13 protein-coding genes are annotated in these 17,231 nt (G+C 60.6%); 3 read left to right on the plus strand and 10 right to left on the minus strand.

Annotated elements, in window-relative coordinates:
* Positions 1–26: 26 nt before the first annotated feature.
* Entirely contained in the window at positions 27–1,055 is a 1,029-nt protein-coding gene (locus AB433_RS19085; RefSeq protein ID WP_047824688.1) for an IS110 family RNA-guided transposase, read from the minus strand.
* 224 nt (positions 1,056–1,279) lie between these two features.
* Between AB433_RS19085 and AB433_RS19090 the strand changes: the two genes are divergently transcribed.
* On the plus strand, positions 1,280–2,728 hold the full coding sequence (locus AB433_RS19090) for an ATP-binding protein (RefSeq protein ID WP_047824690.1): 1,449 nt from the start codon (positions 1,280–1,282) through the stop codon (positions 2,726–2,728).
* Positions 2,729–2,883: 155 nt separating this feature from the next.
* On the opposite strand, the gene AB433_RS19095 is transcribed toward AB433_RS19090, so the two are convergent.
* Both AB433_RS19095 and AB433_RS19100 read right to left on the minus strand, forming a co-directional pair.
* The gene (locus AB433_RS19095) at positions 2,884–4,755 is read right to left on the minus strand and encodes a competence protein CoiA family protein (RefSeq protein ID WP_156170935.1); all 1,872 of its coding nucleotides are present in this window, start codon (positions 4,753–4,755) and stop codon (positions 2,884–2,886) included.
* A 68-nt stretch (positions 4,756–4,823) separates the two neighbouring features.
* On the minus strand, positions 4,824–5,570 hold the full coding sequence (locus AB433_RS19100; RefSeq protein WP_053059309.1) for a BrxR family transcriptional regulator: 747 nt from the start codon (positions 5,568–5,570) through the stop codon (positions 4,824–4,826).
* Positions 5,571–5,672: 102 nt separating this feature from the next.
* On the opposite strand from AB433_RS19100, the gene AB433_RS19105 reads away from it, so the two are divergent.
* Both AB433_RS19105 and AB433_RS19110 read left to right on the plus strand, forming a co-directional pair.
* A complete protein-coding gene (locus tag AB433_RS19105) occupies positions 5,673–6,818 on the plus strand; it encodes an exonuclease SbcCD subunit D (protein WP_047824698.1) in 1,146 nt (381 codons plus the stop codon).
* A complete protein-coding gene (locus AB433_RS19110) occupies positions 6,815–9,889 on the plus strand; it encodes an AAA family ATPase (RefSeq protein WP_047824701.1) in 3,075 nt (1,024 codons plus the stop codon). Before AB433_RS19105 ends, AB433_RS19110 begins: the two co-directional genes overlap by 4 nt.
* Before the next feature lie 60 nt (positions 9,890–9,949).
* Here AB433_RS19110 and AB433_RS19115 read toward each other — a convergent pair whose 3' ends face one another.
* The 7 genes from AB433_RS19115 to AB433_RS19145 form a co-directional block, all read right to left on the minus strand.
* Positions 9,950–13,963 (minus strand): ATP-binding protein, encoded by a 4,014-nt coding sequence (locus AB433_RS19115; protein ID WP_245626771.1) that lies wholly within the window; start codon positions 13,961–13,963, stop codon positions 9,950–9,952.
* Between the two features lie 229 nt (positions 13,964–14,192).
* Positions 14,193–14,711 (minus strand): DUF736 domain-containing protein, encoded by a 519-nt coding sequence (locus AB433_RS19120; RefSeq protein WP_047824571.1) that lies wholly within the window; start codon positions 14,709–14,711, stop codon positions 14,193–14,195.
* Positions 14,712–14,850: 139 nt separating this feature from the next.
* On the minus strand, positions 14,851–15,186 hold the full coding sequence (locus AB433_RS19125) for a hypothetical protein (RefSeq protein ID WP_047824702.1): 336 nt from the start codon (positions 15,184–15,186) through the stop codon (positions 14,851–14,853).
* A 5-nt stretch (positions 15,187–15,191) separates the two neighbouring features.
* Positions 15,192–15,605: a DUF3768 domain-containing protein gene (locus tag AB433_RS19130; protein ID WP_047824574.1), complete on the minus strand. Its 414-nt coding sequence runs from the start codon at positions 15,603–15,605 to the stop codon at positions 15,192–15,194.
* Between the two features lie 70 nt (positions 15,606–15,675).
* On the minus strand, positions 15,676–15,912 hold the full coding sequence (locus AB433_RS19135) for a hypothetical protein (RefSeq protein WP_047824576.1): 237 nt from the start codon (positions 15,910–15,912) through the stop codon (positions 15,676–15,678).
* Positions 15,909–16,514 (minus strand): DUF6927 domain-containing protein, encoded by a 606-nt coding sequence (locus tag AB433_RS20910; RefSeq protein WP_047824704.1) that lies wholly within the window; start codon positions 16,512–16,514, stop codon positions 15,909–15,911. Before AB433_RS20910 ends, AB433_RS19135 begins: the two co-directional genes overlap by 4 nt.
* A gap of 9 nt (positions 16,515–16,523) precedes the next feature.
* Positions 16,524–17,180, minus strand: a complete 657-nt coding sequence (locus tag AB433_RS19145) for a hypothetical protein (protein ID WP_047824578.1) — start codon at positions 17,178–17,180, stop codon at positions 16,524–16,526.
* Positions 17,181–17,231: the final 51 nt, after the last annotated feature.

Consider the following 17,231-nt stretch of genomic DNA (forward strand, 5'->3'; position numbering starts at 1 on the left):
TTAGCGCGGTACTCAGCGCTGAACTCTCACACTGCCATCGGCATCGGCTCACGATACCGCTCGCCGCTGGTCATCAGCGCCCAGACCATGCGCGCATTCTTGTTCGCCAGCGCCACCGCCGCGACCTTGGCTGGGCGGCGCGCAAGCAGCTGGATCAGCCAGGGCCGCTTCGTGCCGTGTCGCTCAGCATACCGGATCACAGCCATCGCGCCGACCACGAGCATCTGCCGAAGGTATCGGTTGCCGGCCCGCGTTATGCTGCCGAGCTTGTCCTTCCCACCTGATGAGTTCTGTTTGGGGACGAGCCCGATCCAAGCCGCCAGGTCGCGACCGGTCTTGAACACGCTCGGATCCGCCACCGAGGCGACGAAAGCACTTGCCAGAAGCGGGCCTATGCCAGGGATATCCATCAGTCTGCGACCGAGTTCCGTTCGACGCGCGCTGGCAAGCACCCGCCGATCGTTCTCGAGGATCTGCTGCTTCACCCCGTCGAGTTGCGCTGCCAGCATCTGTAGGCACAAGCGTGCATCTTCCGGGACACGGTCATCGCCTGTATCCGCGACCACCTCCAGAAGTCGCTCGACGCCGAGCCGGCCAACCGGGGCTACCACGCCAAACTCCGATATATGGGCACGAATCGCGTTCGAGATCTGCGTTCGCTGCCGGTTTAGCATCAACCGCACCCGGTGCAGCATCATCAGGCTCTGCTGTTCCGGGCTCTTCACCGCGACGAAGCGCATGGTCGGGCGTGTCACTGCCTCGCAGATGGCTTCGGCATCCGCCGCATCGTTCTTCCCGCGCTTGACGTAGGGCTTCACGTACTGCGCCGGCATCAGCTTCACGTCGTGGCCAAGCGCGCTCAGCTCACGCGCCCAGTAATGCGAGTTGTTGCACGCCTCGATACCGACCAGACAGCGCGGCAGCTTCGCGAAGAACGGCAGCATCCTCGCGCGGGTCAACCGGCAGCGGATCAGCACCTCACCATCCGCTCCAACCCCGTGCACTTGAAACACCGACTTCGCGATATCCAGACCGATCGTGACCACTTCGCCCATCTCGACTCTCCTTCCAGCTCAATCCCGCGATGCTACCGCAGGAGGGGTGGAGAGCCGTCCACAGCATCAATTGCGGACTGGCGGCTATCGAAATCTGCTTGGTCGAAGCGGACTTTTCCCGCAACAGGTTGATTTGGCGCTAAACGAGCATTTCTGCCCGATAAAGGAACGCCTTTTTGGCTTATTTTATTGATCATGGCGGTAAGCCAGATTGAGGGGAAACCATGACCGAAGCGCGCTTGTTCGATCTCAACATCGAAAAGATCCTGGAATCATGGGAAAGCGCACACGCAGTGCGCGAATTGATCGCCAATGCCATTGACGAACAGCAATTGAGCGGAACCGCCGACATTCAGGTAATGAAGGCCGATGACGGCGACTGGGTCATTCGCGATTTTGGGCGCGGGCTCCGGTACGAGCATTTTACGCAGAACGAAAATATGGAGAAGCTGCATAACACCGGCAAGGTGATCGGCAAATTTGGCGTCGGCTTGAAAGATGCGATGGCAACGCTCCATCGCAACAACGTCTCCGTGGTGATCCTGTCAGCCTATGGCGAAATCACCCTCGCTGAGGTTGCCAAGCGCGATTTCGATGACGTCATAACACTCCATGCCGCAGTCCAACCAGCGCCCGATCCCGCTATGATCGGCACCAAGGTCATCCTGAGCGATTTGAGCGACGAACAAATGGCGAAGGCGATGGGCTTTTTCTTGCGATTCTCCGACGAGGAGGTGCTGGAAACAACCCGGATTGGCGACATTCTCCGACGAAAGCCAGGACAGTCAGCGCGCATATACGTGGCAGGGCTCCTTGTCGCCGAGGAAGACAACTTTGCGTTCTCTTACAACATCACGGCCCTGACCGAGCCTATGCGCAAAGCGCTCAACCGCGAGCGGACCAATGTCGGTCGCACCGCCTATACCGACCGGGTCAGGCAGATGCTGCTTAACGCGAGCGCGAACGAGATCGCCGAGGAACTGGCCAGCCAGCTGCAGGCATTGCAATCCGGCTCCGGAAGTGACGAGGTCCGGTGGAAGGATGTCGCAATTCACGCCGTCCGCATTCTTAGCGGAAGCGGTAATTATCTTTTCGTTACCGCCGGCCAGCTCATGACAAATGCCTCCTCGGTCGATCACGCGCGCAATGATGGTATCGAGATCATCACTATCCCCGACATCATTCAGCAGGAAGTCGGGGGTATGACCGATATTCGCGGAGAGCCAATCCGCGATCTTGGTCTCTATCAGGCTGAGTGGAACGACAGTTTCGAGTTTGATTTCGTCGAGGCAGGTGCTCTGACGGTAGCGGAACGATCAATCTTCGAGAAGGCAGGCGCGATTGCCGAACTGGTTGGTGGACTTCCCGGTCAGGTGAATTCCGTTCGGGTGAGCAACACCATGCGGGTGGACTTTGCGACTGGCAGTGATGCGCTCGGCCTATGGGACGGCTCCACCAACTCGATCGTCATTCATCGGAATCAGCTCTCGTCCGTATCAGACTTTGCTGGCACGCTTCTGCATGAAATCGTCCATGCACAAACAGGCTACGACGACGTAACGCGGGGTTTCGAAAAAGCCTTGACCGACGTGCTTGGTCTCACGGCTGCGGCGGCACTTTCAACTCCATCCCGACCGAGGTCCCTACTTGGCGGCCTGTTCGGCCGAGCTTGATTGCCAGGCTGAAGCAGAATTTTTGGGCCGTTTGCGGTCAGTCGGCTTTCCATATCGTTATTCTCAATATCTGCCGTTCAGCATACGAACCTGCCCGTCGCAGAAGGATAGCCGGAGATAGCGAAGCGGCTCCGGCTCGGGGAGGCTTTCGCCCTTTACCTCCGGGTCTTGGGCAGCTTCTCAAGAATTGACCGCAGCGCCGACGGGCTATCACATTTTGCACGCCAAGAACTGACAAAGAGGCCGGCCCGTGTCTCGTCAGGATAGGCCTTCCTGGCAGCTTCTTCGAGTTGGCGTTGATAGTTCTGGACAGCGTCAGCTGCGGCCAACCGAGCGTTCCTCTCTCGAATTGCCTTGCGAAGTAAGGAGAATGCCTGAGCCAGGTTGCCGTCGGTTTCGCTTGCCCATTCTGTGATCGGTTGGGGTGGGTCCGCCACGTTCTGGTTAAGCCAAGCCCTGGCATCGGGCCCAAGACCTTCGCGCGCAGAGTTCTCAAGATCACTTCCGCGTGCCAACGCTGCCACTGCTTTCGCTTGCGCCAGTTTTGCGTTCTGCTCTTCGATTTCCGTCAAGCGCTTCTGACGCATCGGCTCAAGTGGGAGTCCACATAAGTCGTCAACGACAACCGGGTTATAGTATGAGTCCGCCATTCGCACGAGTGCATCTACCCTCGACAGGAGCAAATCGTATCTGGCACCTCCGTTGCCCGCGATTTCCGCTGGCGATGCGCCATCGACATTGTATTTGTGCAGCCACCGCGCCTTGACCTCATTGGGGTCGGGGGCGCCTGCGGCTTCAAGCACTCGGCGGATTTTCCAGCCCAGTTCATGAAGTCTGTACACCCGGCCGTGCAACTCTGACGTGACGAAGAAGGCCTCTTCATTCCGGTCCCACACTACGATTTCCTGCGTGGCGGCAAGGTGAGCCAAGTAGTAAAAAACCGCGTGATCCGCGTTGCCGAAGCTGGATGTCGAGTAACCCGCTTCTTCCAGCCTCTTCCAATGATAGGGACTCAGATCTTTGCGGATCATCCAGTCGGGTAGACGGTTGGCATAGCCTCGGTAGTCCGGCCAGTCGCCACAGACTTTGATCCTCGCCCCCGGGGTGCAGGTCCGTGAAGGCGCAACAATGCACGTGGCCAGCACAGCTGCCTGCCAAACCGGCAGGCCGACACAGAACCAGTGTTGGCAATCCACCGCCATGCCGATCGCGTCGAGCAGACCAGCGTCTTCGAGCGCTGCCAGTGACTCCCGATGGTAGTCGTAGTCGACGTTGCCACGTGGCTTGCGCTCGATATGGAATTTGAGGCGCCGACCGCGCTCCGCTTTCTTGGCAGCGACCCGGCTCTCCAGACGGGCCTGTCCATTGCCGCGTTCGGGATGGTGTATCCATTTGCGATCGGCACCATGAAGGATTGCATCGTCCAATTCCTCCAACCTGATCTGCCGAAACCTCAGGGAGTTGAGGTCAATTTCTATCATGGGAATATCGTCAGCGGCGACCTTCTCCTGCTTCGCATCGTCAACGGCGTGGGCAACCTTGAACTCGACGGCAAATTCCTTGCTGGATAGCGCAACAATTGCATCCGGTCGAAAGCCTGATCGATCCGCCTCAATGATGACGTGATCAAGCTTGAATCGACCACCCTCGAACACAATTTCCTCGAGGCCTTCCTTCCGCAACACGAGCGGTGTGAAGGTGAGTTCTCGTTCCCGTTGCAGCAGCTCCTTGGCATAGACGTGCAGTGCCGTTTCTCCTGCGCAGCGGGAATCCGGCAAATGCGCGAAATGTGGTCGCGCCCTCGTCGAAATTCTAAGCTGCAGGAGTTCATCACAATCGAGACAACGAAACGGCCCCATTGACTTTCCGGTGATCTTATCGACGTGACGTGCGACGCCGTCATTGCATCGGGCAAAGGGCACTCGCAGGTCGCCAGACTTTTGCCATGTCGAGGCACATGGTCGCCTTCCGTCTGTCAATTTTCCGCCACCATTTCCGTTGATCTGACGGCATGAACCTTGATCCATTCACGCGGATCGATGGTTGCGCTTTCTGCCATGGCCACCTCCAAACTGACGTTCGCATCCGCCAGAATCTAACATCGTTCCAATCTCGCTCCCGGTCGGTTGAGGCCCCAACGCCGCTCGAAGTAAAACTCCAGCGACTTTCGAACCTGAAAGCTCAGGACATCCTCTGTGAAGCCGTATTCCAGTCGGACAGCGGCCTTCTGCGCCTCCGAAAGGCCGCTCAGCGGCCTGAGGCGTATCTCAATCAGGTCTTCCCAGTCAGTATCTCGCGGAAGCGCCTCGTCTATCGGTTCGGTTATGAAGCTGCTTTCAGGCAGCACGCGGATGGGAAGGTAGTCACGCCATTCCTGATGGTGGAAACTCCATGCCCGGACGTGCAATCGCTCACCGTCCGATGCAAAATGAGCCGGTGCGATCCATTGGTTCTGGCGCAGCCCGCTCGACATGGAAACATAGTCAAATTCGATCTTTAGCTGCTGCTCGATTGCCTGATAAAGCTGGCGCATGATGAAAGGCGGACACTGTCGCACGGGTGACGGCAAGCGCGAGAAGTCATCCCCAGCAGCGCCAGCAATTAGCTCATCGGGCGAGCCGGTGTCGTGAGGGAACGGCAATCCAACATGTTCGCAATTAGCCACATAGCATTTGCGGACCGTGTCATAGCCCGGCTTCGGCTCCGCGACCCGCTCCAGATACTCCCTGAAATCGATCGCGGCCTGAGGGGAAGAAATGCCGAAGCGCTCTATCAGGTCCTTACGGTTCACTTGCCCGCGCCACGTCAGGCATTGGTCAAGATAGACCAGTCGGGCGAGCATCGCTGGTTTGAGTGCAGAACCATTCATCGGGTCGAACGCTACTTGACTCGCCCCTCACTGTCCATATAATTTTTATACATATAGAGATTCGAGGACCGATAAATGCGCATCTTACACACGAGTGATTGGCATTTGGGTCGCCAGTTCCATGGTCTGAGCCTGGAGGAAGATCACGACCACGTCCTCGTCCAAATCCTTTCGATCATCGATGATCATCGTCCGGACGTCGTGATCGTCGCCGGTGACATTTTCGACCGGGCCAACCCACCCCAAGGCGCGATCAGACGGCTTTCCGAATTCCTGACGACGGTACGAGCAATCTCCGACGCCGCCATCGTCCTGATCGCAGGCAACCATGACTCCGCTGCGCAGATCGGAGCAATGGGCGTTCTCGCAAACGATGGTGAGGCAATCGTGCGAGGGCCATTGGATGAAGACGAAAGGCCGTTGATCATCTCTGACGCCCATGGTCCGGTGGCGATCTCGGCTTTGCCTTTCGCATTCGAATATGCGGCGCGACTGTGCTTCGAAGACGACGGAATTGCCTCTCCTGCCGATGTCATCCGCGCTCAGATTGCGAGTGCGCGCAAGCACATCGGCGACGATATGCGCTGGGTCGTCGTTGCCCATGCATTCGTCGATGGCGCGGCGACGAGCGAAAGCGAGCGTCCTCTAGTGCGGACGGTTGGCGGGATCGAAACGGTATCGGCGACTGCATTCGACCGCGCGCATTATGTTGCGCTTGGGCACCTGCACCGCCCGCAATCGGTGGGACACGATCATATCCGATATTCCGGCGCACCACTGGCCTTCGGTTTTGACGAAGAAGGTCAGGAAAAGTCCGTCAGTCTGATCGATCTTGCACCTGACGGCAGCGTCGAGGTGACGGTGATGCCCATCAAACCGCTGCGGCAGGTGCGATCAATCCGCGGCAAGCTTCTGGAACTGCTGGCAGCAACCGGGGTTTCTCATGATCTCGTGCGTGTCGTTCTGACCGATGAGACACCGCAGATAGACCCAATGAAAAGGATCCGGGAGTTCTACCCGAATGCGGTCCAACTCGCTTATGACCGCAATGAGCGGCCCGTCGCACAGCGTCTCGAAGAACAGCGGGCGGCAATCGACGATCCACAAACACTGGCCTCGACATTCCTCGAATTCGTCCGCGGTGACGCGCTGTCAGAGACGGAGGCAGGGATTGTCGCCTCCGCCCTTCATGCGTTCGAGACAACGGAGGAAGGGCAATGAGGCCGGTCAAACTGATCATCAGCGCTTTCGGCCCTTACGGCGGGGTCGAAACCATTGATTTCCGCGAAGCCACGGACGCGGGCCTCTTCGGTATCTATGGGCCAACCGGATCGGGTAAGTCGTCGATCTTCAGCGCGATCGCCTTTGCCCTGTTTGGCGAAGGCGCGAAAGAAGAGCAGGGCATCGGCACGATGCGGTCGGATTTCGCACCGGAGGCACTACTGACCGAGGTCAGCCTGCAATTCGAACTCGGCGAGAAACGATATTTTGTCCGGCGCATCCCCGATCAAACTCGTCCCAAGAGCCGAGGGGAAGGACAGACTATGCAGGCGCACGCGGCATGGCTGTTCGACGTGTCGGAGATCGCTGTCGACGATGTCGGTCCGGATTGTTGCGGCACCCCGATCGCCGAACGCAAAGTCAGCGATGTTGTGAGGCATATTGAAGAACTGCTCGGCTATGGCGCGCAGCAGTTTCGCCAGATTGTGCTGCTGCCTCAGGGCCGGTTCGAGCGTTTCCTGGTCTCCAACAGCAAAGACCGGCTCGAAATCCTGCGCGAACTGTTTGACGTATCGCTCTACCGGAGGCTCACCGAAAAGCTCAAGGCCGATGCAGCGGAAGTACGGCGCGAAATCGAGGATGGCTATCGATTGAACGGGCAACGACTCCATGCCGAAGGCTTTGCCAGCTCGGATGAACTCGGCGCCGGCATCGCGTCAGCACTCGAACGATATGAATTGAGCCGACTGACTGTGGCTGAAACAACTGCGGCACTCAACGCCGCGAACAGCGCATTTGCTGCAGCCCAGGCTCAGGAGAGATTGTTTGGCGAGGTGGACGCAGCAGACGCAGCCTTGAAGGTGCTCGAAGGCGAAATCACTGAGTTCGAGACCAGGCGTGCCCGCAAATCCAAGGCCGAGCTGGCGCGCCGGATGGCAGATCTCGACAACAGCCTCGCTGACGCTCGCACGCGCCATGCCGCGGCCGAAACTGCACTGGCCAACGCCGCAGGAGAAGCAACGCGGGCACGCGGCGCTGCATTGGCGGCTACTGCGAAACTGGATGATCTCCGCTCCCGCGAGCATGAACTCGACGGCCTGGCCCGGAAGATCGATGAACTGGATCGGCACAAGCAGGTTCTGGTCGATTCTTCAGAGCGGCACAGGCAGCATGAAAATGCCCTCAGTGCGCTGAACGGAGCCAAGCAGGTACATGAGCAAGCAGCTTGCAACCATCAGAAGGCCGAGCAGAGCTTCGATGAGAAGTCTGACTCGCACGCTGTTGCCCAGAGGAACACCGTCGAGCGGCAGCGATTGATCGGTGAGCGAGACAAGCTGAAGCGTGAACTGGACAGTGCAAATGCTCATCTGCGTGCAAGCGAGGCTGCGGAACAGGCACAGGCTGATCTCGAAGCGGCCTCGACAGCTGCTTTGGATGCGCAAGCCCGCCATCGTAGCGCGGAGGAAGATGAAACCGCACGCGAACATGAGTTCATTTCTGCGCAAGCCAGCATCCTCGCTGAGCGGCTGGAAGACGGTATGCCTTGCCCGGTTTGCGGTGCCGGCGATCATCCTCAGCCAGCTCAAGGCGCAGGCGATGCAGCGCTGCTTGAGAAGGCGTGGCGAGGCGCCCAGTCCGCTTCCATCGCCGCGGCAAAACTTGATCGCGAGGCTCAATCACGCGTCAGTTCGGCAACTGCAACCTTGGAGGCGCGCCGGGCAACAATTTCCGATCTTCCGGCGCCCCGGCGCGGCATCGACGAGATCGATACTGACTATCGGCTGGCTGTCGATGCAATCGAGGAACTCGGTGAGGTCGCCGATGTTACGCTTCTCGCGAAGGAAGTCGAGGAACTGCGTGAGCGAAAGCTTACAACAACTGCCAAGCTCCAGCAGGCCAACTCCGCTCTGAGCGAAGCAACGACTGCCGAAGCCGTTGCCCGCCAGGCTTATACGGACCGCATCGCGTCGGTCCCGGAAGAATTGCGGGACCCGGCTGCGCTGCAGGCCGCGATTGAAGCCACGACCGGTGAACTTGATCTGCGCAAGAAGGCAATCACCGACGCGATCGCGCAACAACAGAGTGACCAAGCCGCGCAGATCAAAGCCGAAGCGGCCAAGCAGAGCGCGCAGGTCTCGCTCAAGGATTGCGCGGACGACATCGCGAGAAAGCAGGCCGGATTTGAGAGCCGCCTCGTCGAACTCGACATCTCCGAGGCGGTCTATCGCTCTGCCATTCCCGACATCGAATTGATTGGAGAGCTGGAGGAGACGATTGCCAAATTCGACAAGGAACTGGCGGGAGCGCGGGGGCGACTGTCAGCAGCAAGGAATGCTGTTGGTAGTGCCCAACGGCCCAGCCTGGAGCCATTTCGGCTCAACTGCGTTCAAGCGCAGGCAGCAGCCGATGAAGCTGCAAGGAACAGCGCTGGAGCACGGCAGAAGCATCAATCGCTCATCGATCTGCAAACGAGCCTGGCTGATGAATTGAAGAATCTGCAGGATCTCGAGCAAAGTTCTGGCTCGCTGCGCGGTCTGGCCGAAGCCTTTGACGGGCAGAACGAGCTACGCACTACCCTTGAGACCTTTGCCATTGGCGCGATGTTTGATCAGGTCCTTGAAGCCGCTAATCTGAGGCTCGATCCCATGACTGGTGGTCGATATCGTTTCGAACGCGACACAGTCAGTGTCGGTGGGCGGTCGAAGCGGGGGCTCGATGTGCGGGTTCACGACATCGAGACTGGCCGGGCGCGCGAAATCATTACCCTGTCAGGCGGCGAAACCTTCATTGCAGCCCTGTCGCTGGCTTTGGGACTTTCTGACATCGTGGAAATGACCAATGGAGCCATAAGACTGGATACGATTTTCATCGACGAGGGCTTTGGCAGCCTCGACACTGAAAACGACGCTGGCACGCTGGATCAGGTCCTGCAAGTTCTCCAGAATATCGTAGGTGAGCGACGAGCTGTAGGGCTGATTTCGCATGTGCCGTTGGTCCAGCAGGCAGTCCCCAATGGTTTCACCGTGCACAAGGGTGTCAACGGCAGCCAGATCGAGGTCAGGATAGGCTGAACCTAATCCTGCTTCGGCGGTACTCGAACGGCCCGCAAAGGCGAGGCGTGGTCGATATCTTCAATCGTAAAGCACTCCCAGCACCTGACGCGCGGAAATCATTAGTGGAGCTCCTTGTTCGCCTTCGATTGCTTCTGTTGCGATCACGATCGACGCACCGAGACCGCCGATCGTCTCGAACTGGCGGAGGTGAGCGAGGTTACCTGCGAGGCGCACGCCGACGCGTTTGAAGAGGCTCGTGCCGTCGTCGAGCGTGACCGCAACTAGCCGACCTTCCCAACCGTCTAGATCTGTTGCGGTAAGTTCGGCACCACCCAGAACGATCTGACCAGGCAGTGCCAGGGGCACCGCGCTTTCCTCCCGGACGCGATACGCAGTCTCGATCCGGGTGAGTTCCGGAGCACTCTCAACCGCTGTCGCTTCGCCGCCGCCAACCGGTGGCGGCATCGCAGTGAAGATCGCACCGACGATGCGGTGAAGGCGCACCTTGCTCTCATCATATGTCATCGTTGGTCGCCCGCGGCGCGGATCTGGCATCTGCGCAGATAACGAAACGCCCAGCGAGCCAGATGATTTGGCCATACGGCGAGCCAGCACCTGTTCGCGGTATAGAGCTACTACCAAATTCCGGTCGCGGCCGGGATAGGGTTCTGCCTCGACGATGGCGAGCGCACCGGCCGGAATGGCGAAGCCGAGGCTCTCGCCACGAATGTAGTATAGAGCTTTGCCATCGAACCAATGTCCGTCGAGCAGCTCCATGTCAAAGTCTTGCGAGCCGCCAGCGGGTGCCGCGCCGACGAACGCTGCGATATCAGGATAGATGGATACCGAGAACGTGGGCTGCTCCATAAAAGGTAGCGCCACGAGGTTGTCGATAGCGGGACCGGCGGGCGCGAGCGGTTCGCGCCAACGATGCAGGCGGAATTGCTCATGAACCTTCTCGATCGAACCACGCAGTCGCACAAGATCCGCATCCACATGCTTCACGTCCATATAGGTCAGCGATGCTTTGTCGTGATGGGAGGTATTGAGCACCTGGCGTGGCGCCGCACCTTCGGCAAGCCCCGGATCGTCCACGAACCGCTTGAGAACAGGGTTGGTGAACAGCTCGCCACTTCCGCTGTTAATTAATCCACGCAATCGATCAACCAGCGGGAATAGCGTCAACGCCCGCGATGCAGTGGCATGAGCGGGCTCCACCAGGTCGTCGAAGAGGTCGCCGAGCCGCGCTTCGAGAAACACTCGGACGTCAGATGCATATGTCTGCGCCTCCGACGCGCCGTCTTCTACTGCCAGAAATTCCTGCCGTCGCCGATCCACTTCTTCGATTGCGGGCGACAGGCTGAGTGTTGGACGCACGGTATTCACTGGATGCACCGATAGATGCTCAACGCGGTCGTCGGAACGGCATTCGGCGACGAGTGATCGGGCGAACCGCCGGTCGTGCGTGGTGACCAGCAACTGTGCGCCGGCTGCCGCGACGCTCGCCAGGCCATGTGCGAGCCGCTGACGATTATCGTGGTCCAGCAGTTCCTGCGGGTCGTCGAGTACGAGCAGTGCCAGTCCTCCGCGTGTCGCAAGCACATGCTCACGAAATGCAAGGAAAAAGCCGAGCAGCGCGCCGCGCAGCGCCGATGCATTGGAGATGTGCTGGGCAGGCGCGGTCACACCGTCGCGGCCAACGGTTAGTTCCAGCACGCCACGCGCATTCATACCTGTGTCGGTCAGATCCGGGGCGAATGTCGTCGCGTTGCGGTAGATCGAAGTACGCCAGTGTTCTGACCGGTCGTGTAGCGTCCGACGCAACGTATCGACCTGCGTCTGTGCAAGGTTACCGAGAGGAACGAGCAGATCGAGAGCAGTTGCTGCTCGCCCGCAGGCGGCAATCCGCGTAGTCTTAGCGGCATGGTTGCCGCGCGCCGTCTCCATACGCCGGGTCTGTTCGATCGCTGCATTCAGCGGCGCCGCGCCGGCGACGATCCCTCGCAGCGTGGATAGGCGGACACCAATCGCTCGATCTGCGTCAGCGGCGCCGTCCTCGCCACGCCTGACTGCTTGAACGAAGCTATTGATCGCCCCACCGTTCGCTGCGCGCCATTCGGCGAAGGCAAGCGCACGCACTGTGCGGTCGATCATCTGTTGAAGCCCCGCGGCACCGGTCGCCAGCGCGACAGGCAGCAGGCGGGCGGCCGGTTCGGTGAAGGTGGGGAGCTTCGCGATGCGCTCGTCGATCAGCTTGATTGCGTCCGGTTGCAGGGCGACGAGAACGCCACGGAAAGGCTCGGTCGCGAAAAGCTCGTCCGCCAGGCCTGCCCGCAGCAGTGTGGCTGGTGTAGCCGGCAGATCGCCTCGCGCCTCTTTGCCGATCGCAACCGGTAGTTCCTGAATGAGATGCCCGCACCAGTGCGCCGACCATTCCGCGATAGTCCGCGCGACCACTTCACGGTCGCGCGCAGCATCGGCGAGGTGATCGGAAACCGGGTTGCCAGATACCGGGTCACAGGCACCGTGGAGTTGGCCAATACAGACGGGACAGGTGCCGTCGTCGACATGCTCATGGTCATGCATCCAAGTGGAAACCTTGGCGTAGAGCTGCGCACGGCGCGCGCGATCGGGGGCACTCTCCAGCTGTGCCAAGGTTGTGGCTTCGGCCTCTACCTGCGCCAGCAAAGCGACGACCGCGGCGACATCATTGGAGTCCACCGAGAGCGATGATAGTCGGGCAATCGATGGTAGCTCGCCCGCAGTTTTCAGCCGTTCGATAGCAGGCAGGATACTCGCTTCAAGGTCATCGCGCGCCTGTTTATTCTCGGCGTCGAAGCCGTCGCCCAGAACTTCCTGCGCATTCCTAAGCGCCGCTGCCTTCAGATCGACAAAATGCGTGCCAATCGCGCCAATCCGGTCTCTGGCTTGCGCATCGGTCACGGCAGGCGCGTCACCTTCAAATGCAATTGCCGGTGTCTCGGCGATGACGGCGGCGAGATCGTCGACAGCCTGCTGATACTGGTCTGCGATTCCATCGCGCTGGGATTCGAGCTCCGGCGTCGCTGTCTTCCTGATCCGCACTGCCATTTTCTCGGTATGCTTCGCGAGATCGACGAGGTCTGCAAGTCCGGTCAGGCGCGCCACGGATTCGCCAAGTTGGGATGCCGAGCCTACCGCCAGAAACGGCAGCAGTGCAGGCATCGTTGTGGCGATCCGCCACGCGATCGGATCGATTCCGTCGAGGTCGGGCGGAGTCTCATTGAGCTTTCCGCGCGATGACCGGGTCTGGCTGCGCCGGAGCGGGGGCAGAGGCGCGCCGTCGCCATCGGCAAAGGTAACCTCAACCCAGCTGTCCGCCGGGATAGGTTGCCCGTCGGGGGGTAGTTCGGTTGATTTTTGGGGCATCGGCGTGATGGCCGACATCGGATGGGTGCTGACGCTGTGATCGTCCCTCGCGATCTCACACGCAAAATCAAGAGTCCCATCCTCTGGGGCACGCTGCGAGCGGATCAGTTGACCGGTAAGGCACCAGACAAGAGCATTCGCGATCGAGGTCTTGCCAGACCCATTGACGCCCTCGAGCAATGTGATCGGCTTGCCAGGCTCGAACACGAACGAGGCGGGCGGTTCGGTCACGCGCCCATAGGCATGCAGCCCGGCAAAACGGTGCGCTTCAACCCTAACCAGCCGCAGCACCCGGGTCGGAGAAGCCGGCGCGGCATCTGCTGTGGCCAAGATGGTGGGAGGTGGCGTGCCGATCGTGTCGATGACCGCCTCAGTATCTCCCACTGACAAATTGCCCTGCCATTTGGCCCGGTTGCGACGATACCAATCAAGCACCGCGCGGGCGTCGTCCGACGCCAGTGTTAATTGCTCTCCATTGCCAAGTGTGACGGCTCGACCGCCGATGAGATCGGCAAGCAAGGCATCGGTCGTCAGAAGATGAATATCGCGTGATGCTGCGGTGTCGTCAGCCATAATGTCCTCATATTGCTGAGACATTCTCGCGACAAAAATGATGGTCGTCCAGATCACGACAGATAAATCGGCGACTTCACCACCGGCGTTGAACAACCGGTAGGCGAGCATGCCCGCTCAACTATGCTCCATTTCCCCAAATAGAATAGCTGCAATGTACGCGTTCAAGCCCTTCGACCTGTCGGAATTCTCCAAAGCCTCCCCTGCAAATAAAGAGGCGGAACGTCGGGCGGGGGATGCGCCGACGTTCCGCCTCGGGCCGCGTGGGGCGGTTGCGGCCGTTGCATGGGGACGGGGACCCGCGGTTGGGTCCCCGTCCTTTCGGAGGAGCAGTTCAGGCTCAGGCGTCGACCATCGGCGGCAGGGCGCCTTCGTCTTCGCTGGTGCCGCTGTCCTTGGCGCTGCCACGACCGCGCTTTGCCGGGAGCGTCGCGGTGCTGTCACCGAGACCGTCGCCGGAGCTGTCGCTGTCGGAACCGGCATCGTCGCCAGCGAACATGTCGCCTTCGCCGTATTCGGCAGTGCCGAGCTGGCTGTTGCGCCGACGCGGACGCTGCCAGGCGACCGCCATGGTGCCGTCCTCGCGCGGGAACACGGCGATGTAGAGCGGCTGCGACATCGACGGATCGTCTATCTTGCCCTGGTAGAAGATCTCGCCGGTCGAGTTCGAGGCGAGTTCGAACAGGGCGCCGACGATGACCCAGCGACGCTGGTCGTTGAGCGCGACGATCTCGTACTTGGGCGCGCGCGGGTTGCTGGAGCTCACCGGCCGAAGGCCGATGGTGCGGGTGATGGTGAGCGTTTCGACAGAGCCGATCAGCTGGCCATTCGCGTTCTTGCGGATTTCACCGATATTCATGGGGACGTTCTCCTTGAAGGATTGATTGCGACCGGACCCCTTGTCCGATCACCATTCTTCCATCCCCCTTCCCTCCCGGCCGTCAGGCCGAGACCTGCGGGCCATGCCCGCAGCACTTCTGAGGAGAGGCACGGAGAGATCACCGGGAACCGCCCCGCCCTGCCCCCAGCAATCCGACAATCAGCGTGCTGATGGGCCGGGTCTGATCATGAGGGTTACGCAGCCGGTCGATCTCGAGGCGCGAAGCAAGACCATCCGGCACCTCGGCATAGTCGCGGACGAGCGCTAGCAGCGCGGAAGCGCTCGGGATTTCCCGGAAGGTGGTGCCGCGCCACAGGCGCACATCTGGATCGGGCGCGCCGTCGCTTGCGGCGAACACGGTGACGAAGAAGGTATCGAGCCCGGGGTCCCAACCCAGGGCGACCTCGAAGAGGTCGACATGGTTGGGAAGCGGTTTGAGCGAATAGCGCGACATCTGGCTCAGTAGTCGGTCGCAAGCATGACGGTGACCACCCGGTAGCTGGTCTGCTCATCCCACGGCGCCTCTGCGCCCCACTCAAATGTGCCGTCGTTCTCGTAGACATCGACTTTCCAGAAGATCTTGCGATCAAGGAATGTCACCACGCCGAAGTCCCTCTCGCCGTTGGGGTCGTTGCCCGGATCGATCGGGGTTTCGCGAACGAGGCGGAGCAATGCAGCCTGGTTCTGAAATTGGCGCACCTGCGCAATGGCCGCATCGTCCGCGTCGCCCGCAAGCAGGTCGACGAGATTGCGGGTGAACACCATGCGGGAGTTCGCAAGCGTACCGGCACGCGCGGCATCGTTGAGCCGGGCGATCTCGCCGGCGCGGGACTGTTCGGCGGAAAGGCATGATGCCTGGGCAGGCTGGGCCATGGAAAAATGCTCCTTTTGCAATTGATCGCCCGGTCCGATCCCCCTCCCCTCCTTGCCGGCGCTTGCCGGGTCAGGCGGGAATGGGTTCGTCATCGTTGCTGGAGATGACGACGCGGGTGACGATGCGCGCGGGCGAAGCGCGGCTCGCCAGGACGACGCGGAATGGTTGCAGGGGATTGCCGGTCTTCACCACGGCGGTGTCGGCGGCCATACGTTCAGCGACCTGGCTCGCGACACGGTTGGCATTTTCGATACTGCACAGCCGCGCGCGCTTGGGCGAGCGAGTGGATAAGGCAGGTTCGCTCATGACACGTGCGGAGCTGCTGGAGGCGGGACGATGGTCCAGGCACGGCTCATCAGGTTCGTGATCCGCACGCCTACGCCGTCGGTCATGCGGCACAGCCGCGTCTTGTTGCCAGAGGCAACCACGCGGAACGTTCGTTCGCTGTGGCCATCGGTGAACGTCAGGGCTTCGGCAAGCACCAGCGTGTCGCCGGGCCGGGGCTTGCGGCGCGAGGTCAGCGCCAGTCGCTGGCGGCAATGTTCGCGCCAATGCGCGGCGTGTTCGTTCCTCGGCGAATCGAGCAGGTCAAGAATCGAAGCCGGGCAATCGTAGCGATACGGCCCCATGGATTCTTCCATGTCCTTGTATGCGAAGATGTAGCCGTCACGCGCCTTGGGGTTCCAGCGGATGAGGCAGATCGCCGCGAAGACGAGTGAGGTGCCATCGGACTCATAGCTCTGACAGGCAGCGTACCACGCGCCAGAACGGACCGAGGACTTGAGCACGCGCAGGCCCGTGGTCCGCCCCTTGTCCAGGTCAGGCGGGAATGTGAACTGGGCATCGAGATATGCCTTGGGCGTGGCATGCGGCGCCATGCCTGATGCGGTCATCGAGAGCCAACCCATCGGGGCCTCCTATACGAGTTCGGTTTGTCGGGGTTCGAGTTCGAGGCGGGTCTCGCGCACCACGGTCGCGCGGAAGCGGACCGGAACGGCCAGCACCGCGATGTCGCAATAGTGATTGCGCTCGCCGATATAGTCCTGCCGCCCGTTGCAGCGGCGGAACATCACCTCGCGGCCCGCACCCATGCAGGAGAGCGCGACCTGGATGTAGATCGCATCGGCATGAAGCGTGATCTCGCCCGAGACGGCGACGCCGCCTGGATTGACACGCAGGTCATAGTCGTCGGCACCAAGACCCAGCTGCCGTGCCGCAATCCTGAGCGCCGAGCGGGCTTCGCGCTGGAACACGCGTTTGGCTTCCGGGTCGTAGCCCACGCCGCGTCGGGCGAGCGCCACCAGCGCGGGCTTCGACTTCAATTCGTCGATCCGCTCGATGCATTGGCGGCGCAGCGGCGCATCTTCGGCGAAGGTCGCATCTGGGGCGTGGCCGAGCGCAATGCGTCCGACATGGCGGGCAAGCAGGATGGTCGCCGGATCGCGTGCCAGGTCGATTCCGGCATTGCGCGCGTCCTGCATTGCATCGATCACTGCCTGGGTCGCGGTCGGGATCGTTGACAGCCCATCGGGCTGGAGCGCCCGGCGGTAGCGGAAGTCGAGATCGTAGTTCATCGCATGGCTCCCTTGCGCCGGAAAGGCGCATGGGCTGCCCACCCCCTCCCC

The sequence above is a fragment of the Croceicoccus naphthovorans genome (assembly GCF_001028705.1).
GTDB classification, from domain to species: domain Bacteria; phylum Pseudomonadota; class Alphaproteobacteria; order Sphingomonadales; family Sphingomonadaceae; genus Croceicoccus; species Croceicoccus naphthovorans.